The organism is Kribbella sp. NPDC048915 (assembly GCF_040649595.1).
Taxonomy (GTDB): domain Bacteria; phylum Actinomycetota; class Actinomycetes; order Propionibacteriales; family Kribbellaceae; genus Kribbella.
Genome location: NZ_JBEZFT010000089.1, coordinates 1 through 18,858 on the forward strand (window position 1 = coordinate 1; position 18,858 = coordinate 18,858).

Genomic DNA, 18,858 nt, shown 5'->3' on the forward strand with positions numbered 1-18,858 from the left:
ACCACCGACCGCAACAACTACAAGATCACCCACACCATCCACATCCACGACGGTTGACAACCACACCCCAGCCCTAACTGAGCGGCATTGGGGTTTCTCCCCGAATCCGGGGTAAAAGCCTCCTTGATCCAGGGCGCCGGCCGGGAGCAGTACGGTGCGGGCAGTACGGCGGTACACCCGCGACGGCCCCGGGGAGTACAACAGTGCGTCGCCGACAGTGCGCCGCCACGGTGCGCCGCGAAGTTGCGCCGGCGACGTGGACGCGCGGTGGGGCCGTCTGTCGGTGGAGTCCCGATGGCTGTCAGCGCCTCGGCTGCGCTGGTGAGTCGCAGGATCCCCGGCGGGATGTTCAGGGTTTGAAGTGCAGGGTGGGCCAGAGTTTGTAGAACTCGTCGCGGGAGCGCCCGCCACGGGCCTCCTCGGCCGCATGGAGACGGCCGTAGGTGAAGGTGTTGCCGCCCTCCGCGAAGACCTGCAGCGCCAATTGCCGCAACAGGTCCCGGGACACGACCGAGTCCTGATGTTCGCCCAGTACCGACTGGACTTCCTCGGCCCGGGCGGCGAGGTCGGAGGCCTGGTCGCCGAGGACGGGTACGGCGGATTCGGCCGCGTACCGCAGCCGCTTGGCCGCCTTGCGAACCTCGTGCAACTCGTGGTCCTGGTCGGTCACCGATGACGCGGCCTCGGACCGGCGAACGGCCTTGCGCATCCGCCGGTAGTCGTGAGCCAGTAACGACCCGACCTGCTTGCGCGCCTTTCGGTTCTCCCCGGTGACCGGTGGAGACGCGACCAGCGCATCCAGCGCGTCGAGCAACCGGAAGTACCGCGTACTCTCCAGCGCGGCCAGCGCCCCTGCCCGCCCCTCCCGGTACACGGCCCGCAGATGGTCGTCGATCCGCCCGGCGACCCGGCCCATGACAAGTTCGACCGGCTGCTCGGCGACGGCGGACGCGAAGTGCTCGCGCTGCACCTCGGTGTCCCGCGCAACCCCGAGCTCACCGGCCAGCCACTTCAACTCGGCGCGCAACGCGTCACCGGCTTCGCGATCGATCACCGGACGGTACGTCGCCAGCGCCGACCGCAATCGCCGCGTCGCGACCCGGAACTTGTGGATCGAGTCCGGCACGTCCCGCCGTACCTCGGGGTCGCGTTCGCGGATCGCCTGAACCTGTGCCCGAGCGTAGGCCAGGAAGAGATCCGATGTCCGCGGCTTCGACGGCAGCTCCCACTCGTCCACCCGGACGCGATCGCCGAGCGCCCGCGCGAGCTTGCTCGGCCCCTGCGCCGGACGCGCGCCCGCGGACTGCAGCAACTCACCGGCGTGCTCCAGCAGCGCCAGATCACCGTCGACGAGCTCGACCTCCCACTCCCGCCAGCTCTCCGGCTCACCGTCCAGGGCAGTGGCAGTCACCTGGTCGTCGGCCACCTCGGCCAGCACCGCGCCGGACTCGTCGAGCAGCCGATGCACGATGCGCCGCGTCCGCAGCGTGACGACGGGCACCAGCGGACGGTCGCGGGCGATCACCCGAACGGTCCGTACGACCGCGATCGGCACGGACCGTGTCGAGCGTCCGAGCGGATGCCTGACCTCGAGCCGGCCGGACGAACTCGGGAATTTCACGTGCCACCCGTCGTCCTCACCACCGGTCCGGCGGCGAAGGGTGATCTTGTGCGCAGCGAGATCAAGGTCGGCGGTGTCGTAGTACACGGCCTCGAGATTCAGCTCGACCGGTTGGGCGACCCGCGCAACGCCGGGCAGCTCGTGCAGCGCCGGCAGGATCACGTCCGCGTCGACGTCGTACTTCGTCTCGATCTCGAGCTGCTCAGTCCGTCCCATCTTCCTTGTTTACCAGGCAATTACGAACATGCCCTCAGTTCGTCGATCAATCGCTCCAGATCGCGGTCGGCGATTCCGTCGACGCTCGGGCGTAATTGCGTGCGGCGGTTGCGATTCAGGGCGATGCAGATCAGCACGATCAGCACGAGAAAACCGATCATGTGCGGGCAACTCCTTTGAAGAATGTGTAGTGGAAAGTCCCGCCGGGTTCGGCGGAGTGCACAAGGTCGCGGACCCCGGCCGCCCATTCGGCCGGAGTGCACAGACCTGCGGTGATCGCACGGTCACGGACGGACTCGACCATCGCGATGAACGTCCGGCGGGTGAACCCGTCGACGAGCTCCGGCAGGCGCTGGTCGGCATAGACAGTGCGTGGCTCGACCCGTACGTCGTCGTACCCGGCCTGTTCCAGCAACGGCTGCAAGCGCCGCCCGATGAGCGCATCGCCGCCCGCAGAAGCCTGCAACTCGACGAGGCAGTCGACGACGCGTTGTGCTCGCGGACTGCGCGGATGGAAGATCGCCGACCCGTGGTCGCCTTCGATCACGGTGATCGTGCCGCTGGGCCGGAGCAGCGCCCGAAGCCGGACGAGCGCGTCGACCGGATCAGCGAGGTGTTCGAGCACGAAACAGACGAAGACGTGGTCGAATGTCTCGCCACGCAGCTCGTACAGATCCGCGTGCCGCCAATCGACCGTCGCCTGCGGCGCAAGCGAAGCAGTGCGCGCTTTCGCTTGGGCGAGCGACGCTTCGGAGATGTCGATCGAGGTCAGCGCGATCCCTGGGCTCCGGGTCACGAGCTGCACCGTTTGCGCACCCACACCGCACCCGGCCTCCAGGACGCGGCTCCCGGGCGGGTACGTCGTACCGCCGTGCAGCAGGCCGGCGAGCGTGCCCGCCTGGTCCGTGAGCCGGCGGGTTTCGGCCGGCGTGTAGCCGTGGACGTAGTCGGTTCCCATAGCTCCACGGTCGCGCGAGAATGGTCCCGTGGACAGATCCAATTCGGCGCGAACTGGTAGGTCCAAAAGCGGCGCGGACTTCCTCCAGCTCGACCCCGCCGAGGTCCCGGCCGGCGGACTCGCGGACTGGCTCACCGACCGTCTCCGGACGGCGATCTCGACCGGTCAGCTCCCGGTCGGCACCCGCCTGCCGGCCACCCGCACCCTCGCGGCCGATCTGGGCGTCTCCCGCGGCGTGGTGACCGAGACATACCGGCGGCTGACCGAGGACGGCCACGTCGCGGGCCAGGGCCGACGTGGCACCGTGGTCGTCGAGGCTCCGCTCGGCACAACGCCCGCGCCCGACAGCCGACCCCGCACCCGGGCACCGCTCAGCGACCACGACGACGAGATCTTCGACCGCCTGCGCGACCTGCCGGCCCACATCGACCTCACGCCGGGAGTCCCCGATCTCGCGGCGTTCCCACGCAGCGCCTGGCTGCGCGCGGAACGCGCCGTCCTGTCGGACCTGGCCTCGAAGGAGTTCGGGTACGGCGATCCCGCCGGTACGCCGATGTTGCGCCGCGCCGTCGCCGCATGGCTAGCGCAGTACCGAGGGATCGCCGCGGCGCCGGACGAGTTGATCATCGTGGCGGGTGTGGCGCAGACGATCGGCCTGGTGGCGCAGGTGCTCGATCAGCGCGACGTGCACACGGTCGCCGTCGAGGACCCGGGATCGCTCGGCTCCCGCCAGCACCTGCAGAACTGGGGGATGCGGACGCCGCCGATTCCGGTCGACGAGCGCGGGCTGCAGATCGACGTACTGCGGGATTCCGGCGCGGGCGTGGTGATGGTGACACCCGCGCACCATTTCCCGACCGGCGTCGTCCTGGACGGCGAACGGCGGCGCGAACTGATCCGGTGGGCGAAGGACGGCGGCCTGATCTTCGAGGACGACTACGACGCCGAGCACCGGTACGACCGTCCGCCGGTGCCGGCGCTACGGGCGATGCTGCCCGACCAGGTGATCTACGCGGGCAGTGTTTCCAAGCTGCTCGCGCCCGCGCTCCGGATCGGCTGGATGCTGGCGCCGCCGCAGTACCGGGCCGCACTGATCGCGCGGAAACGGCTCGCGGATCTGGGCAACGCGAGCCTGCCACAACTCACGCTCGCCCAGCTGATGGAGTCCGGCGAACTCGAGCGCCAACTCCGGTTCCTCCGCCGCCGGCACCGCGAACGCCGCGACGCGATGGTCGCCGCCGTACACAAGTATTTGCCCACAGCAACCATCCATGGTGCCGCCGCCGGCCTGCATCTCACCATCACCTTCGGCAGCGGCGACGACGTCGAGCTGGCCGCGGCCGCCTTGGACGCGGGCGTGAAGACCCACCCGCTGTCCTGGCACCGCCAGCTCCCCGGCAGCCCGGGCCTCGTCCTCGGTTACGCCGCTCGTACTCCCAGCGAAATCGACGAAGCGATCGCCACGATCGCGAAAGCTCGCGCTCACGCCGAGGTCAGCGCTCGGGCAACAGTCAGCAGGGATCAGCGGTAGAGCGGAATCATCGCCAGCGCGAACTGCGTCATCAGATCGGGGTCCACCGCCCGCGCCGGCTCCGGCACCAGATCGACCAGTTTGTCCTCGCCGATCCGAATCGTCGTCCGCCCGGTCCCGGTGTCGACGTACGCTTCGTCGCCGAGCGGGATCGACTGCGAGGTCGGCAGCTTCCGGATCGGCGCCAGCAACTTCGCCGCGTCCGCCTCGCGCCGCGCCGATGCCGACAGCACACTGCTCGCCGTGATCCAGGCACACACCGGGTCGCCGGCAAGTGTTTCGCCGTCTCGCCGGACCACAGCCGGCGCGCCCATCACCTTCTCGGCGACCGCGGACCCCCGATCGCATTCCTCCCGCGTGACCATCAACTCCGGCTCCGGCAGCCCGGCCACTTGCCGCGTGACCTCCCGACCGAGCACGACGTACTTCGCCGGCGTCGCCTGCGGCCCCGTGAGCTTGTACAGCCGCCCGTCGAGCAGGAACACCAGCGACGTACTCGTCCCGTACCCGCCCTGCCCGAGCGCGACCGGCACGATCGGCTCGCGTTGGCGCGACAGGTCCGCCTTCCGGCTCGCGGCGAGCGTCGCCGGGGTCGCCGGCAGCACCGAGACCCCGACCCGCAGGACCGGTCCGTTCGCGCCGGCGGCGAGCGTGAATTGGCAGACGTCGTACGTCGGCAGGCCGACCTCGGCCGGCGGGTTCTTCGGCTGGATGTTCGCGACCGGCGTCCCAAGCGTGGCCTGCACCAGATCGGGGTCCATCCGCACGCACACCGTGTCCGCGACCTTCGCGGCGGACGGTGTCGGCACCGACGGCGTTCCCACACTCGGCGACGCGCTCGGCGACTCGGACGGTGAAGTGCTGGGAGCAGCCTCGCCCGAGGGACCACTGCACCCCGCGAGCAGAACGGCAACGGTCACAGCGGGGACGATCGTGGCGCGGCGAATTCGCATGATGGGTGGGACTCTAACCGGCGGTCCGAAGTTGCCTTTCCCGTACGGCGTGTTCGTCGGTCCGGGCGTCGTACCGCCAGAACTCGCGCAACCAGGCGGCTGTGGCAACGACTCCCGCGACGCACATCACGCCACCGCTGACGATCGCGAACCGGACCGAGGTGAGGTCCGCGACCACGCCGGAGCGAGCCTGACCGCCGAGCGGGCCGAGCGAGTACCCGAGCATCTCGATGCCGGCCAGCCGCCCGCGCATCTCGTCGGGAATCGTCTGGTTCCAGATCACCGACCGGAACAGCACCGAGACCATGTCGGCCGCGCCCGCCACCGCGAAGAACGCGATCGCGATCCAGATGTTCGGCGCCAGGCCGGCGATCCCGACCGCCGCACCCCACCCCATCGTGGCCAGCACGACCGCTCGGCCTTGATGGTGCACGTGTTTGGCCCAGCCGCTGGTCAGGCTGGCGCACATCGCCCCGATCGCCTCGGCGCTGTACAGCAGCCCGAGCAGCTTCGGTTCCTTCAGGATGTCGGTCGCGAACGCTGGAAACAGCACGATCGGCATCGCGAGGAACATCCCGACCATGTCGACCAGGTACGTCGCCAGCAGATCCTTGCGGCGGAACGCGTAGACGATCCCGCCGCCGATCGCCCGCAGACTGGGAGCGCTGGACTGCTCGCCGGCGCGGTACGAGCCGAGCCGCGTGTAGAGCAGCGTCGCGAAGATGATTCCGGCCAACTCGACCGAGAACGCCCAGGTCACACCCACCGAACCGACCAGTACACCACCCAGTGCCGGTCCGGCGAGCTGGCCGACCTGTGCGGTCAGCGAGCTCAGGGCGACCGCCGCCGGGATCTCGTCGTGTTTGACCACCCGTGGCAGCAGCGCTTCCCGCGACGGCCGCTGCAGCGAGGAGGCGATCGCGTTCAGCGCGCCGCAGACGTAGATCAGCCAGATCTGCGGATTCGGTAGCAGCGTGTTGAGGACCATCAGCGCGGAGATCACGACCTGCGCGATCCCGGTCCCGACCAGCAGCTTGCGGCGTTCCACATGGTCGGCGAGCGCACCGCCGTACAGCCCGAAGATGACCAGCGGGACGATCGTCACCAGGCCCATCGCGCCGACGGCGAAGTTCGAGCCGGTGAGTTGGTACAGCTGGTACGGCAGGGCGACGTACCCGACCATGCCGCCGAGGAAGAACACCGACCCCGCGACCAGCAGAATGCGGAAATCACCGGAACTACGCCACGGGGTCAGATCGACGCGCAACCGGGCCAGTCGCGCGCTCAGACGTCCTGCCACCGCCCTATGGTGACAGGCCCGACCGCTACCGACGAACCTGTTTTACCCACTGGGCAGGCGCGAACGATCAGGCGTGAACGATCAGCGTGGGACGAGCGGCAGCAGCCCGCTCAGGTCGGTCCGTTCGCCGCTGGCGCGGAGCTTCCCGGTCAGCCGCGCGTCCGCCCAGCTGATCCGGCCGAGCGCGACGTCGATCCACAGCTCGGGCGGCATCTCGATCACCGCACCCGGCGTCCCGCGGGTGTGCCGCGGGCCTTCGATGCACTGCACGGCGCCGTACGGCGGCACCCGCACCTCGACCGCGTGCCCGGGCGCCTTCGCGACCAGGCGTTTCAGCAGATCCTTCGTGAGCAGTTTCAGGTCGCCTCGTTCCGCCGTACCGTCGTCGTAGCGTTGCAATGCCTGCCGGAACGCAGCGTCGGACATCTCCACGACGAGCCAGGGTACGCGGCAGTTTGCCTGGACGCCCCTTTTGTCAGGGATAATCGGGCCGGAGGACAGGGAGGCGAAGACCGGGATGCTCACGCCCAGGCACCAGGCGCTGCTGATGACGCTGGCGGGGATGACCGTCGGTGTGGCGGTGTTCGGCGCCGTCGTCGCGGTGAACGGCGGCAACCCGTTCAGCGCCCACGAGACGCCCGCCGGAATCGTGAGTCCGGCGGGGTCCGGCACGCCGAGCCGCGGCGACGGCCTGCAGGCCGACCAGCTGCAGTACGTCGAGCAGAGCTTCGGCACCTCCGCCGAGCCGGTGTCCGCAGAGGTCCCGGCCGGCTGGAAGAGCGCCCAGGACGGCACCCGGCCGAAGTTCGTCGACCCGACCGGTGTCTGGCAGGTCCGCTTCGACACCCGGGGCAGCAAGCAGTCGCCGGACCAGCTGGTCGCGGCCCGCGAACGCAGCATCCGCGAGCCCGGTCTGACCGTGCTCAGCCGCGACAACGGCACGCTGGTCTACACCTACACCGACACGACCCGCGGTCCCCGGATGGGCCTGTCCCGCTTCATCTCGCTCGACGACGGCCGCAACACCGCCGTCGAGATCACCGTCGGCGGCCGCCCGCAGGACGAGGCCGGGCTGCGCGCGATCCTCGAGCACGCCACCGAGACCCTCGAGATCCCGGTCGACGACAACGACGACCGACCCAACTGACTCACCGGCCCAGCTGACTCAACTGAGCGCCGCGGCGCCGGCCGGTCAGCACTTGATGTCGGTCGCCGGCGTGTTTCCCTGCACCAGGTAACTCTCCACAACGTTCTTCACGCAGGCGTTGCCCGACAGGTACGCCGTATGGCCGTCGCCGTCCCGCGTGACCAGGACGCCGCTCTCGAGCTGGTGTGCCAGGCTCACCGACCACTCGTACGGCGTGGCTGGGTCGCGCGTCGTACCGAGCACCATGATCGGCTTCGCACCCGGCGCCTTGATCTGATGCGGTGTGTTCGTCGGCTTCACCGGCCAGTTGATGCAGGCCACCGACGACCAGATGAGGAACTCACCGAACCGCGGTGAGGCCGCCTTGAACGCCGGCACCCGCGACTGCAGCTGGGCGAGCGAAGTGAAGTCCGGCCGGTCGGAGCAGTTCACCGCGATCTGCGCCTCGTTGGCGTTGTCGGAGTACCCGGACGGCTTACGGTCGGTGTACTCGTCGGCCATCGCGAGCAGCCGGGCACCGTTCCCGGCGAGTCCGTCGACGACGGCGTCCTCGAGCCGCGGCCAATAGTCCTTCAGGTACAGCGGGTAGACCAGGCCGAGAATCACCAGCGCCTGCGTGACCTCGCGCCGGCCGTCGCCGGGCAGCGGGTTCGCGTCGCTGAGCTTGATCAGCTGGTCGACCTTCGCGAGCACCTCGGTCTTGCTGCTGCCGAGCTTGCACGATCGCTGCGCACAGTCCTCCGCGAACGCGTCCAGCGCCTTGTCGAACCCCTTCGCCTGCGCCATCCCCAGCTGCTCGGACGTGATCGCGGGGTCGACGGCGCCGTCCAGCACCATCCGGCCGACGTTCTTCGCGAACAGCTCGGCGTACGTCGCCCCCAGGTACGTGCCGTACGACATGCCGAGGTAGTAGAGCTGCGGATCGCCGACGATGCCGCGCAGCACATCGATGTCGCGCGCGGCGTCCTTGGTGTTGACGTGCGCGAGCAGCTCACCGGCGCGCTGCTCACAGGTGGTGGCGAGGTTCTTCGACTGCTTGTCCAGGTCCGCGACCTCTGCCGGGGTGTCCGGGCTGCCGTCGGCGGCGATCAGCGCGTCCAGCTGCTCGGTGTCCAGGCAGCGCACCGGGGTGGACTCGCCGACACCGCGCGGATCCCAGCCGACGATGTCGAACTTCCGCAGCAACGGCGACCCGAACAGCATCGACGCCTGCGCCGCGAAGCTCTGCCCCGACGCGCCCGGACCGCCGGGGTTGATGAACAGCGTGCCGATCCGGCCGCCGCGGTCCCGGGCCAGCACCTTCCGGGCCCGCAGCTCGATCGTCCGGCCGGTCGGCTTGGTGTAGTCCAGCGGCACCTCGATCGTCGCGCACTGCTGGTTGGCTCCGCAGCGCTCCCAGTCGGGTCGCTGCTGGTAGAACTTCTCCAGCCCGGCCGGGATCGGTCCGACCGGGCCGCTCGGCGGGTTGCTGCCGACGCTGGGCGCGGTCCCGTCGCCGGCGTCCTGGGCCCGGCTCGCCACTCCGCATCCGCTCGCGAGCACCGCAAGAGCTGCCACCAGCACGGTCGACCTGCGGAATCTCACTGCGCGGTTTCTCCCTCGTCGTCGTGGTGCAGGCGGCGCCGCCGGCGCGGCTTGCGCGCCCGCCGTTCCGCCCGCGTCTCGGCGCGGCCGTCCGGTCCGGCCCCGGATTCCTCGCCGGGCACGTCCTGCGCTGCCGGAGACGTTTCCGCAGACACCTCAGACACCTCAGACACGTCAGACACCTCCGGCACTTCGGGCGCCGGTGGTGCGACAGGCGGCGCGTCCGGAGTCGTCGTACCGGAGGCCTCGTACTGCTGGCGTGGCGAGCAGACGTCCGCACGGCTGCACGCACAGCGCCGGCCGGAAGCCGCCAGCCGGACGACCACGGTGTCGCTCGGCACGTTGTGCCCGACCACCACTCCATCACCCGCGGGGGTCTCCACCGCGGTCCCGAGCGCCGGAGCCTTCGCGTTGAACTCCTGGTACAGCGGGTGCTCGTACTTCAGGCAGCACATCAGCCGGCCGCACGCGCCGGAGATCTTCAACGGGTTCAGCGGCAGGTCCTGGTCCTTCGCCATCCGCACGCTGACCGGCTCGAAGTCCTTCAGGAACGTCGCACAGCACAGGTCCCGCCCGCACGGCCCGATCCCGCCCTGCAGCCGCGCCTCGTCCCGCGCACCGACCTGGCGCAGCTCGATCCGGGCCCGCAACGCCCGGGCCAGGTCGCGGACCAATTCGCGGAAGTCGACGCGGTGCGGCGCCGAGAAGTACACGATCACCAACTGGTCGACGTCGGGCCGGCGGTCCACGAAGTCGATCCCGACGACCTTCATCGGCAGGTTGTGCTGCCGGATCGTCCGTTTCGCGATCACCCGCGCGTCCGCCCGGCGCTGCCGGTTCTGCTCGTCGCGGTCCAGGTCCGCGGCGGTCGCGATCCCCGCGCACAGCGGCAGCCCGCCGATGTCCTCGGTCACGTACTGCGGCGCCCAGACGCACTCGGCGACTTCGGGCCCGTCGTCGGTCGGGACGAGCACCTTCTCCCCGACCCGGGGCCGGAACTCACCCGGGTCCAGGTAATAGAGCCGCCCGTACCGCTCGAACGACACCGCCATGACCATGCCCACGCCGTCAGCGTACTTCCCTGCCCGGCAACCGCCGCGTTCCGGACAACCTCGGGTCTACCGGTGGCTGTTCTTGACCGAACCGGTGAGGGGCTGCTCGTTCGGACCGAACGTCGCACACACCACGAGGCGATCGTCGTCCTTCCAGAGCTCTTCGGTGGGCGCCCAGAAGTACGGCTCGAGTTCGGTGGTCGCCACCGACTTGCCGACGTACGTCGCGAACAGCGGGGAGCAGGCTCGGTCGGCGCGCTTGTCGACGCCGTCGGAACCGGGCCACGCACCCGGGGCCAGGTGCGCGTTGCCGACGATCTCGCCGTCGTGGGCGACCGTGCACGGCTGACGGGTCACCGCATCCTCATGGGCGCCGGTGTCGTCGAAGCATTCGCCGATCGCCAGCTCGTCGACCGTGATCACGGCGCCGCTCGACGGCATCGTCGGGGTCGAGCCCGAGCCGGAGGCGTCGTACTCGTCATCGACCGTCGAACCGATCGCCACGATGAACAAGATGATCGCCCCGTAGAGCAGGGTCAGCACGGAGCCGATCACCAGACCGGTGATCGCCATTCCCCTGCCTTCCTGGCCGCGGCGCTTGATCTGCACCAGCGCCGCGATCCCGAGGCCGATCGCGACCGGCGCCGAGATCCCGATGACGAGTCCGCCGAGTCCGGTCACCAGTGCCGCGGTCGCCAGCGGGTTCGTCCCGGCCGTGCCGGTGTAGCCGTACCCGTAGCCATAGCCGTACTGCGCGGAGCCCGGATACTGCGCGTACGGCTGGCCGGGCTGCCCGTACGGCGGCGGCTGCTGGCCGTACTGCCCGTACTGGCCATAGCCCTGTTGCACGTACCCCGGCGCCTGCTGACCGTACTGCGGCTGCCCACCGGCAGGCTGCCCGTAGCCAGGCTGGCCATAGCCAGGCTGGCCATAGCCAGGCTGGCCGGGCTGCCCCGGTTGGCCGTAGCCGGGCTGGCCAGGCTGGCCAGGCTGGCCGTACGTCGGTTGCGACTGCCCGGTGTAGGTGGGGAACGCGCGCGTCTGATCGACCGGCCGGTCCTGCGGCCGTTCCGACCCGGGGCCGTACGGTGGCTGCGTCACGCTGTTTCCCCCACTGGTCTCTCCGGTTTCCCGACCGGCACTACCGCTGCGACCCGCGCATCGTACCCGTCAACTGGGTCCCGGGAACCCCGACCAGACACAGGACGTTGCCGTCAGCAACAGCACGATCTTGCAGGACCACGTAGTACATGTCCAGGTCCGACTGCTCATAGGGCTTGCCGACGAACTCCACGAACGCCCCCGCGCACTGCTGGGTCGCGACCGCCTCGGTCTGTTCCTCGGTCAGCCCGACCAGCGCGGCCCGCACCTTCGCGTAGGCCTCGCCGGTATGCGGTACGGCGCAATTCGCGATCCGCACCGAGCGCAGCGTCGCGGCCTCCAGGTCCGCGTCGAAACAGCGGCCGACCTCGACCTGCGCGATCGGAACGGTCCGGCCGATCCCTTGGCGGTGCTCGCCGATCAGGTTGAGCGCCACCGCGACGGCGATCGCGATCAGCCAGCACAGCGACACCACCAGAGCGCCGTAGGCCCATCGCTTTCCGTGACCGCCGGCACGTTTGATCCGGCGCAGCGCGATGCCTGCCAGGACGACCGCGATCGGCACCAGACCGGGCAGGCTGGTCGCGAACGCGGCCACCGCGTACCCGTCCGGGCGCGGCTTCGGCGCCGGGGCGCCCTCGAGCCAGGTCTCCGCCGAAGGCAACGGTCGCCGCGCAGGCTGAATCGGCGAAGGCGGCTGGGTCATGGTGTTCCGTTCCGGCACTCGGTCACCGGGCGTTCTGCTTGACCCGGACACCCAGTCATCGGACCGGCTGGTCTCGGTGTTACACGGTCCGCCCAGTTATCGGACGGAGTGACTCACACCTCAGCGCAGCACGCGGCGCGGGATCGTGAATCCGTCGTTGCGCCCTTCGAACAGCGCCACCGTCATCGCCTCCAGTGCGACCAGCGGCGCCACGTTGGCGTCGATGGCCTCCCGGCAGGTGCCGATCGCGTCGATCCGGCGCACTGTCTGCTCGGCGGTCGTCCGCTGAGCGAGCTGCTCGAGGTTCGCGCGCAGCTCGGCGTTGATCAGCTCGGTGCCGGCGCCGGTCTGCAGCACGAGGACGTCGCGGTACAGCGCCATCAGGTCGACCAGTGACCGGTCGAGCACATCCCGCTCCCAGCGTTTGGCGCGCGCCTTCTGCTGCTCTTCGAGCTCCTTCAGCGCCGCGTTCGCTTCCCGCGGCCGGGCGCCCTTCGTGCCGACCCCGAGCGCCTGCTCGAGCGCGGTGCGCTCCTTCTCGTCGACCCGCTCGGCGCTGGCCTTGGCCTCCTCCTTGGCCGCCTCGACCAGCTGCTGCGCGGCTTTGAGGCAGGCCCCGAGGTCACGCAGCGCAAAGGGTACGGCGAGCACCTTGTTCCGCCGCTCGCGGACCGCCTCGTCGCGAGCCAGCGCCCGCGCACGGCCGATGTGTCCCTGCGCCGCCCGCGCCGCGAACCAGGCCAGATCCTGGTCGATGCCGAGCGTCCGCCCGAGCATCTCCGCGACCGCGGCCACCGGCGGCGTCCGCAGTACCAGCAGCCGGCACCGTGACCGGATCGTCGGTACGACGTCCTCGACGGTCGGAGCGCACAGCACCCAGACCGTGCGCGGCGCCGGCTCCTCGATGCTCTTCAGCAATGCGTCCGCAGCCTGCTCGGTCAGCCGGTCCGCGTCCTCGACGACCATCACCTGCCACCGGCCCTGCGTCGGGCTCATCGCCGCGCGCCGGACCAGCTCCCGGACCTCGCTGACCCGGATCGACAGCAGCTCGGTCCGGATCAGCGACACATCCGGGTGCGCGCCGCTGAGCGCCGTACGGCATTCGTTGCACTCGCCGCAGCCCCCGTCCGCGCACTGCAGCGCGGCCGTGAAGGCCCGGCCGGCGTTCGACCGCCCCGATCCGGGCGGCCCGGTGATCAGCCACGCGTGCGTCATCCCGGCGGCCGCGGCCCCCGACTCGCCCCGCAGTACGGCGGCCGCACCGGAAACCGCCTTACCCAGCACAGCGATCGCGGGCTCTTGTCCGACCAGGTCGTCCCAGACACTCATAGGTCCACCTTCGGGAGCATCGGTTGCAGGCGGGCACGGATCTGCGCGGCGATCTCCTCGCGGTCCTGAGTCGCGTCCAGGACCAGGTAGTGCTGCGGCTCGGCGGCGGCCAGCTCGAGGAACGCCGCGCGCACCCGCTCATGGAAGTCGTCGGACTGCGCCTCGATCCGGTCCCGCTCGTGGAAGCGGCCGAGCCCGCTCTTCGGCGGCAGGTCCAGCAGGATCGTCAGATTCGGACGGAGGTCGTCGGTGGCCCAGCGGTTCACCCGTTCGACGTCGGACAGGTCCAGGTCGCGACCGGATCCCTGGTACGCCAGCGCGGAGTCGACGTACCGATCGGTGATCACCACCGCGCCCGCCTTCAGCGCCGGTTTGATCACCGAGTCGACGTGCTCGGCCTTGTCGGCGGCGTACAGCAGCGCCTCGGCGCGGTCCGAGATGTCGCCGGTCGCCGGGTCGAGAACGATCTGCCGCAACGTCTTGCCGAGCTCGGTCGCGCCGGGCTCGCGGGTCAGCAGCACCTGCTGCCCCTGCTCCTGCAGCCACTCCACCAGCAGCGCGGCCTGGGTGGACTTCCCGGCGCCCTCGCCGCCTTCGAGCGCGATGAACAGCCCGGTCGTCGGATAGTCACCGCGGGTCTTGCCGAAGCTACGCCGAACGTCCCGCCAGAATGGCACCCCTGGACGATCGTCCATCTGCCGCCAGGCGAGCAGGCCGATCACCCCGGCCAGGATCGCCGCCGCGACCATGGTCAGCGAGGCACCGTTGTACGTCACCGAACGGCCGCCGACGGTCCACGTCTGCCGCCCAATCGCACCCGCGGCGAACGGCGCGATCGCCAGCGTGACCGCGAGCACGGTCCGCACCGCCGACTGGACGAACGCGAACGTCCGGCCACGAACCGCGTCCGGTACCTCGAGACCGAGCAGCGTGTACCCGGAGACCCAGGACGCGCCCGCGCAGAACCCGAGCAGCACCGCGATCATCGTGGCGATCTCGATCTGCTGGATCAACGCCAGTCCCGCCAGGCAGATCCCGGATCCGACCAGGCCGGCCGCGAACAACCGCCGCCGGGACAGCCCGGAGAAGATCCGCGGCCCGAAGCCCATCCCGATCGCCAGTCCGCCGAACACGGCGCCGAAGAGCAAGCCGTAGCCCGGGTCGCCGGCGCCGAGGTCTTCGACGTACGTGCGGCCGAGGCCGATCACGACCGCACCGGCCGCGAACGCCCCGGAGATCCCGACCACCAGGCCGCGGACGACCGGCGTGCCGGTCACGTACGACCAGCCCTCGACCATGGTCCGCCACATCGTCGGGTGCGCCTCGTGCTCGTGCACCGCGCGCCCGATCTCCGACACCGACACGATCGCCAGCCCCGAGACCACGAACGTCGCCGCGTTCACGTAGACGGCCAGGTCGATCGCGAACTCGCCGGCCCAGCGGAACGCCAAGCTGATCGCGGTGAAGATCACCGCGGCCGGGAGCGCGGAGCCGTACGTCGTGATCAGGCTGACCTGATTGGCCGCCTCGAGCCGGTGCCGGGGCACCAGGTTCGGCACGCTGGCGTCCTTCGCCGGGCCCCAGACCAGGCTGACCACCTCGATCAGCACGGTCGCAACCAGCAACCAGGTGAGCGAGCCGACGAGTGGGATCGAGACGAAGAACGCCGCCCGGACGAAGTCGCCGACGATCATCGTCCAGCGCCGGTCGAGCCGGTCGGCGACCCAGCCCGCGACCGGCCCCATCACCAGCGCGGGCAGCACCCGGAGGAACAGCACACCGCCGATCGCGTAGTTCGCCAGTTGGTAGTCGTCGCCGGCGAACGAGCGCGCCATCGCGGTCAGCGCGAGCAGGCCGACCCAGTCCCCGAGGCTCGACAGCCCGAACGCGATCCAGAGCCGCCGGAACGCCCGGATCCGCAACACCGCCCGCACGTCGTGCGCCGGTGCAGGATCGGTCAACGGGTCATGAACCTCCGGCACACCGCAAGCCTAGTGGGCGGCGTGGACAGCCTCGCGCAGCGCATCCTGTACCGCCTCGAGGGCCACCTTCACACCGGTCGCCGGCAGGAAACCGAAGCCCAGCCGGAACACCCGCGGCTCGTCTCCGAACCAGTCGCCGTCCGCCAGCCGGACGCCGGCTTCCGCCGTGGCCCGCCGGAACCGTTCGAGGTCGACCGTCCGCGCGAGACGGATCACGCACAACGCCCCGGCATCCGGCCGGATCCATTCGACGACGTCGGCGTTCGCGCGGACCCAGTCCTCGGTCAGCTCGAGGTTCTCCCGCAGCCAGGCTCTCCGCACGGTGAGGATCTCCGCCTCCTCCTCGAACACCCGGACCGCGAGCGCCTCGGCCACCGTCGACGCGGAGACCACCGTGCTGAACTTGCCCGTCCGCAACTGCTCGATCAGTCCCGCGTCCGTGCTGATCGCCCACCCGATCCGCAGCCCGGCCGCACCGTGGCACTTCGACAGCGACCCCACGACCACCACGTTGGGCCCGAGGTCGAGCGCCGTACCGGCCACCGGATCGTCACCGTACGACGCGATCCGATAGGTCTCGTCGACCATCAGGTACGCGTCCGGGCAGATCTCGCGCATCGCCACCACGATGTCGCGCAGGGTGTCGTGCGGAACTGCGACGCCGGACGGGTTCTGCGGCGTCGCCAGGCTGACCAGCCGCGTCTCCGGCGTCAGCTGCGCACGGATCGCGGCCGCCGACAGCCGGTAGCCCTCGTCGAAGGTGAGCGGTACGACGCGCACCGACGCCCCGACCGTCTCGAAGACGCTGCGCGTGATCGGGAACTCGGGTCCGGTCGTGACGACCTGACCGCCCCGATCGGCGAGCAGATAGGCGAGCAGGAAGATCGCATGCATCCCGCCGACCGTCACCACCACGTCGTCCGGCCGGACGCCGTGCCGGTCCGCGATCGCCGTCCGCAAGGCCGGGCTGCCGGGCGCGGTGCCGTACCCGAGCTCGTGGTCGGCGAGCTCCGGCGTGAGCAGGTCGCCGAGGCGGAGGTTCGGCCCGTAGCTCTCGCTCAGGTCGTGCCGCGGCTGCGCTGCGGTCAGGGACATGATCGGGTTGCTCGCGAAGGTCGCCATACCGTCATGGTTCTGCACGAACGCTGGCCGGGGCAGAGCCAATCCGGCAGAATTGGTTCGCAGATGAGACCAATCGAGGTGGTAGCCCGGTTGGGCCGCTGGTCGTCCGGCCGCGGCCCGCTCTACGTACTGCTCGCGGCCCGGCTGCGGCAGCTGATCGACGACGGCGATCTGCCGCCAGGCGTCCTGCTGCCACCCGATCGTGCGCTCGCCGGGGCGTTGGCGGTTGGGCGTACGACGGTGGTGGCCGCGTACGACCTGCTGCGCGCCGAGGGCCGGATCACCCGGCGCCAGGGCAGCGGAACACGTGTGGCCGGCGTACCGTCCGGGGATCCGGTCGACGATGCGCCGGTCGATCCGATCTTCCTTGACTCGCTCGAAGCGCGGGACGACGACGTACTGCTCGCCGTCTGCGCCGCGCCGGGCGATCCCCCGCCGCAGCTGGCCGACGCGTTCCTGACGATCGCCCCGGAACTCGGCCGGATCACCGACGACATCGGCTACTACCCGTACGGGCATCCGGCGCTGCGCGCGGCGTTGGCAGATCGGTACGCGGCGCGTGGTGTCCCGACGACGCCCGAGCAGATCATCGTGACCAACGGCGGCCAGCAGGCGTTGTCGCTGCTCGCGCAGGCCCTGCTCGCACCCGGCGACCAGGTCCTCGTCGAGGCGCCGACGTACCCAGGCGCACTGGAGGTCTTCCGCGAACAGGGCGCCGTACTGCGTGGATTGCCGGTCGGCCTCGACGGTCTCGAGACGGCGATCCGCGAGCGGCGACCGGCGCTCGCCTACGTCATCCCGACGTACCAGAACCCGACCGGCGCGATGATGTCCGCGCTCGCCCGGCAACGGGTGGCCGCGGCCGGGATCGCTGTGATCGAGGACGAGGTACCCGCCGACCTCGGGTTCCCCGGTGCGCAGCAGCCAGTGCCGATAGCGGCGTACGGCGACACCGTGATCTCGATCGGCTCGCTCAGCAAGAGCATCTGGGGCGGCCTGCGGATCGGCTGGATCCGCGCGACACCACCGCTGATCAACCGGCTGGCACGCCTCCGCGCGGTCCACGACCTGGGCGGCAACATCCCCACCCAACTGGCCGCCGTCCACCTGCTGCCGCTCCTCGACGGCCCCGAACTCCCGCGCGCCCTGAAGGCCCGCCACGACCACCTGTACCGGCAACTCACCGCGGCCCTCCCGACCTGGGAGATCCCGACCGTTCAGGGAGGTCAGTGCCTCTGGGTCCGGCTGCCGTGCGGTGACGGCGTCTCGTTCGCCCAAACCGCCCTCCGCCACGGCTTGGCCGTCCTCCCGGGCGCCGGCCTCGACATCACCGGCGCCGGCACCCCCTACATCCGCCTGCACTTCCGGGCCTGCCCCGACGCCCTCACCGAAGCGGTCCGCCGCCTGACCCACGCCTGGTCCGACTACCACCCACCAACCACTCACCCGCACCCCCGCCCCACCCTCGCGATCTGACAATTCAGGTGTAGAACAAAACGTTCTACACTGGTGCCATGGACAAGATCCCCGTGCGTGAGCTCAACCAGCACACGAGCGCAGTGCTGGCGCGGGTCGCCAACGGCGAGACGCTCGAAATCACCGTCAGCGGCCGACCGGCGGCCCGGCTCGTTCCCATCGACGACGACACCAGCGTCCGCGCCGACCTCATCCGTCGCGGCCGGTTGATCCCGGCGAGCAACCCGGGGCCGCTCCGGCTTCCGCCCGGCGAGGTGGACAAAACGGTCGACTCGACCGACATCATCTCGGACCTTCGCGAGGAGCGTCTGTGATCTTCCTCGACTCGGCCGCGATCGTGAAGCTGATCCGGCGCGAAGCCGAGAGCGACGCACTCGCGAACTGGCTCGCTGCGCAGCCCGACAAGGATCTGACTGCGTCGTCGCTGGTCCTCACCGAGGTGCCTCGTGCGCTGCGCCGATCCGACCCCGGCCGCCTCTCGGCCGTCCCGACCGTCCTCGCGCGGCTGAACCGTGTCCCGGTGGACGACACGGTGCTCTCGACGGCAGCGACCTACCCCGAGCCGATGTTGCGCACGCTCGATGCCATTCATCTCGCCAGCGCTCAGTCATTGGCGCTGGAGGGTCTGACGCTCACCGCCTTCGTCACCTACGACAAGCGCCTGCTGGCTGCGGCCGCCGAGATCGGGTTGCCGACGGCGGCTCCGGGAGCCAACTGATCGTTGCGCGGATCCCCAGGCCATCACAAGTGGCGCCGGCGTGACCGGTGCCGCTTGGTGGG

18 protein-coding genes are annotated in these 18,858 nt (G+C 70.3%); 5 read left to right on the plus strand and 13 right to left on the minus strand.

The annotated features are described in order from the left end of the window. Positions 1–349: 349 nt before the first annotated feature. Genes AB0B82_RS30340 through AB0B82_RS30350 form a run of 3 tightly spaced genes read right to left on the minus strand, consistent with a single transcriptional unit; the run spans position 350 to position 2,795 of the window. A complete protein-coding gene (locus AB0B82_RS30340) occupies positions 350–1,837 on the minus strand; it encodes a CYTH and CHAD domain-containing protein (RefSeq protein WP_360176159.1) in 1,488 nt (495 codons plus the stop codon). Positions 1,838–1,857: 20 nt separating this feature from the next. After that, the gene (locus AB0B82_RS30345; RefSeq protein ID WP_360176162.1) at positions 1,858–1,998 is read right to left on the minus strand and encodes a hypothetical protein; all 141 of its coding nucleotides are present in this window, start codon (positions 1,996–1,998) and stop codon (positions 1,858–1,860) included. Further along, on the minus strand, positions 1,995–2,795 hold the full coding sequence (locus tag AB0B82_RS30350; protein WP_360176165.1) for a methyltransferase: 801 nt from the start codon (positions 2,793–2,795) through the stop codon (positions 1,995–1,997). The genes AB0B82_RS30345 and AB0B82_RS30350 overlap by 4 nt, the downstream gene beginning before the upstream one ends. A gap of 28 nt (positions 2,796–2,823) precedes the next feature. Here AB0B82_RS30350 and AB0B82_RS30355 point away from each other — a divergent pair, with 28 nt between their 5' ends. After that, a complete protein-coding gene (locus AB0B82_RS30355) occupies positions 2,824–4,326 on the plus strand; it encodes a PLP-dependent aminotransferase family protein (RefSeq protein ID WP_360176168.1) in 1,503 nt (500 codons plus the stop codon). Here AB0B82_RS30355 and AB0B82_RS30360 read toward each other — a convergent pair. The 3 genes from AB0B82_RS30360 to AB0B82_RS30370 all read right to left on the minus strand — a co-directional run bounded on the left by AB0B82_RS30360 (position 4,317) and on the right by AB0B82_RS30370 (position 7,005). After that, positions 4,317–5,279, minus strand: coding sequence for a hypothetical protein (locus AB0B82_RS30360; RefSeq protein ID WP_360176171.1), 963 nt, complete (start codon positions 5,277–5,279; stop codon positions 4,317–4,319). The genes AB0B82_RS30355 and AB0B82_RS30360 overlap by 10 nt on opposite strands. Positions 5,280–5,292: 13 nt before the next feature. Then, the gene (locus tag AB0B82_RS30365; RefSeq protein WP_360176174.1) at positions 5,293–6,579 is read right to left on the minus strand and encodes an MFS transporter; all 1,287 of its coding nucleotides are present in this window, start codon (positions 6,577–6,579) and stop codon (positions 5,293–5,295) included. A gap of 81 nt (positions 6,580–6,660) precedes the next feature. Next, positions 6,661–7,005 carry a sterol carrier family protein gene (locus AB0B82_RS30370; RefSeq protein WP_360176219.1) on the minus strand — a complete coding sequence of 115 codons (345 nt, stop codon included), beginning with the start codon at positions 7,003–7,005 and terminating at the stop codon, positions 6,661–6,663. 91 nt (positions 7,006–7,096) lie between these two features. Between AB0B82_RS30370 and AB0B82_RS30375 the strand changes: the two genes are divergently transcribed. After that, complete coding sequence (locus AB0B82_RS30375) at positions 7,097–7,726, plus strand: hypothetical protein (RefSeq protein ID WP_360176177.1); 630 nt, start codon at positions 7,097–7,099, stop codon at positions 7,724–7,726. A gap of 45 nt (positions 7,727–7,771) precedes the next feature. On the opposite strand, the gene AB0B82_RS30380 is transcribed toward AB0B82_RS30375, so the two are convergent. The 7 genes from AB0B82_RS30380 to AB0B82_RS30410 all read right to left on the minus strand — a co-directional run bounded on the left by AB0B82_RS30380 (position 7,772) and on the right by AB0B82_RS30410 (position 16,602). Next, entirely contained in the window at positions 7,772–9,310 is a 1,539-nt protein-coding gene (locus tag AB0B82_RS30380) for an alpha/beta hydrolase (protein WP_360176180.1), read from the minus strand. Further along, positions 9,307–10,368 (minus strand): regulatory iron-sulfur-containing complex subunit RicT, encoded by a 1,062-nt coding sequence (gene ricT, locus AB0B82_RS30385; RefSeq protein ID WP_360176222.1) that lies wholly within the window; start codon positions 10,366–10,368, stop codon positions 9,307–9,309. Before ricT ends, AB0B82_RS30380 begins: the two co-directional genes overlap by 4 nt. 60 nt (positions 10,369–10,428) lie before the next feature. Further along, a complete protein-coding gene (locus AB0B82_RS30390) occupies positions 10,429–11,463 on the minus strand; it encodes a DUF4190 domain-containing protein (RefSeq protein WP_360176183.1) in 1,035 nt (344 codons plus the stop codon). A 40-nt stretch (positions 11,464–11,503) separates the two neighbouring features. Continuing rightward, positions 11,504–12,169, minus strand: coding sequence for a DUF4190 domain-containing protein (locus AB0B82_RS30395; protein ID WP_360176186.1), 666 nt, complete (start codon positions 12,167–12,169; stop codon positions 11,504–11,506). 120 nt (positions 12,170–12,289) lie between these two features. Continuing rightward, positions 12,290–13,498 (minus strand): DNA polymerase III subunit delta', encoded by a 1,209-nt coding sequence (locus AB0B82_RS30400; RefSeq protein WP_360176188.1) that lies wholly within the window; start codon positions 13,496–13,498, stop codon positions 12,290–12,292. Then, positions 13,495–15,480 (minus strand): dTMP kinase, encoded by a 1,986-nt coding sequence (gene tmk, locus AB0B82_RS30405; protein ID WP_360176190.1) that lies wholly within the window; start codon positions 15,478–15,480, stop codon positions 13,495–13,497. Before tmk ends, AB0B82_RS30400 begins: the two co-directional genes overlap by 4 nt. Before the next feature lie 9 nt (positions 15,481–15,489). Then, positions 15,490–16,602 (minus strand): pyridoxal phosphate-dependent aminotransferase, encoded by a 1,113-nt coding sequence (locus AB0B82_RS30410; RefSeq protein ID WP_360176193.1) that lies wholly within the window; start codon positions 16,600–16,602, stop codon positions 15,490–15,492. Positions 16,603–16,665: 63 nt separating this feature from the next. Between AB0B82_RS30410 and AB0B82_RS30415 the strand changes: the two genes are divergently transcribed. Genes AB0B82_RS30415 through AB0B82_RS30425 form a run of 3 tightly spaced genes read left to right on the plus strand, consistent with a single transcriptional unit; the run spans position 16,666 to position 18,796 of the window. Beyond that, positions 16,666–18,078 carry a PLP-dependent aminotransferase family protein gene (locus tag AB0B82_RS30415; protein ID WP_360176196.1) on the plus strand — a complete coding sequence of 471 codons (1,413 nt, stop codon included), beginning with the start codon at positions 16,666–16,668 and terminating at the stop codon, positions 18,076–18,078. Positions 18,079–18,116: 38 nt separating this feature from the next. Continuing rightward, positions 18,117–18,392, plus strand: coding sequence for a type II toxin-antitoxin system prevent-host-death family antitoxin (locus AB0B82_RS30420; RefSeq protein WP_360176199.1), 276 nt, complete (start codon positions 18,117–18,119; stop codon positions 18,390–18,392). Then, positions 18,389–18,796 carry a type II toxin-antitoxin system VapC family toxin gene (locus AB0B82_RS30425; RefSeq protein WP_360176202.1) on the plus strand — a complete coding sequence of 136 codons (408 nt, stop codon included), beginning with the start codon at positions 18,389–18,391 and terminating at the stop codon, positions 18,794–18,796. Before AB0B82_RS30420 ends, AB0B82_RS30425 begins: the two co-directional genes overlap by 4 nt. Positions 18,797–18,858 lie beyond the last annotated feature (62 nt).

What these genes read in the sequence shown, in the direction of transcription:
- AB0B82_RS30375 (WP_360176177.1), top strand. Translation starts at nt 7,097, where the DNA reads ATGCTCACGCCCAGGCACCAGGCGCTGCTGATGACGCTGGCGGGGATG.
- AB0B82_RS30350 (WP_360176165.1), bottom strand. Translation starts at nt 2,795, where the DNA reads ATGGGAACCGACTACGTCCACGGCTACACGCCGGCCGAAACCCGCCGG.
- AB0B82_RS30360 (WP_360176171.1), bottom strand. Translation starts at nt 5,279, where the DNA reads ATGCGAATTCGCCGCGCCACGATCGTCCCCGCTGTGACCGTTGCCGTT.
- AB0B82_RS30410 (WP_360176193.1), bottom strand. Translation starts at nt 16,602, where the DNA reads ATGGCGACCTTCGCGAGCAACCCGATCATGTCCCTGACCGCAGCGCAG.
- AB0B82_RS30420 (WP_360176199.1), top strand. Translation starts at nt 18,117, where the DNA reads ATGGACAAGATCCCCGTGCGTGAGCTCAACCAGCACACGAGCGCAGTG.
- ricT (WP_360176222.1), bottom strand. Translation starts at nt 10,368, where the DNA reads ATGGTCATGGCGGTGTCGTTCGAGCGGTACGGGCGGCTCTATTACCTG.
- AB0B82_RS30345 (WP_360176162.1), bottom strand. Translation starts at nt 1,998, where the DNA reads ATGATCGGTTTTCTCGTGCTGATCGTGCTGATCTGCATCGCCCTGAAT.
- AB0B82_RS30340 (WP_360176159.1), bottom strand. Translation starts at nt 1,837, where the DNA reads ATGGGACGGACTGAGCAGCTCGAGATCGAGACGAAGTACGACGTCGAC.
- AB0B82_RS30415 (WP_360176196.1), top strand. Translation starts at nt 16,666, where the DNA reads ATGAGACCAATCGAGGTGGTAGCCCGGTTGGGCCGCTGGTCGTCCGGC.
- AB0B82_RS30370 (WP_360176219.1), bottom strand. Translation starts at nt 7,005, where the DNA reads ATGTCCGACGCTGCGTTCCGGCAGGCATTGCAACGCTACGACGACGGT.
- AB0B82_RS30400 (WP_360176188.1), bottom strand. Translation starts at nt 13,498, where the DNA reads ATGAGTGTCTGGGACGACCTGGTCGGACAAGAGCCCGCGATCGCTGTG.
- AB0B82_RS30395 (WP_360176186.1), bottom strand. Translation starts at nt 12,169, where the DNA reads ATGACCCAGCCGCCTTCGCCGATTCAGCCTGCGCGGCGACCGTTGCCT.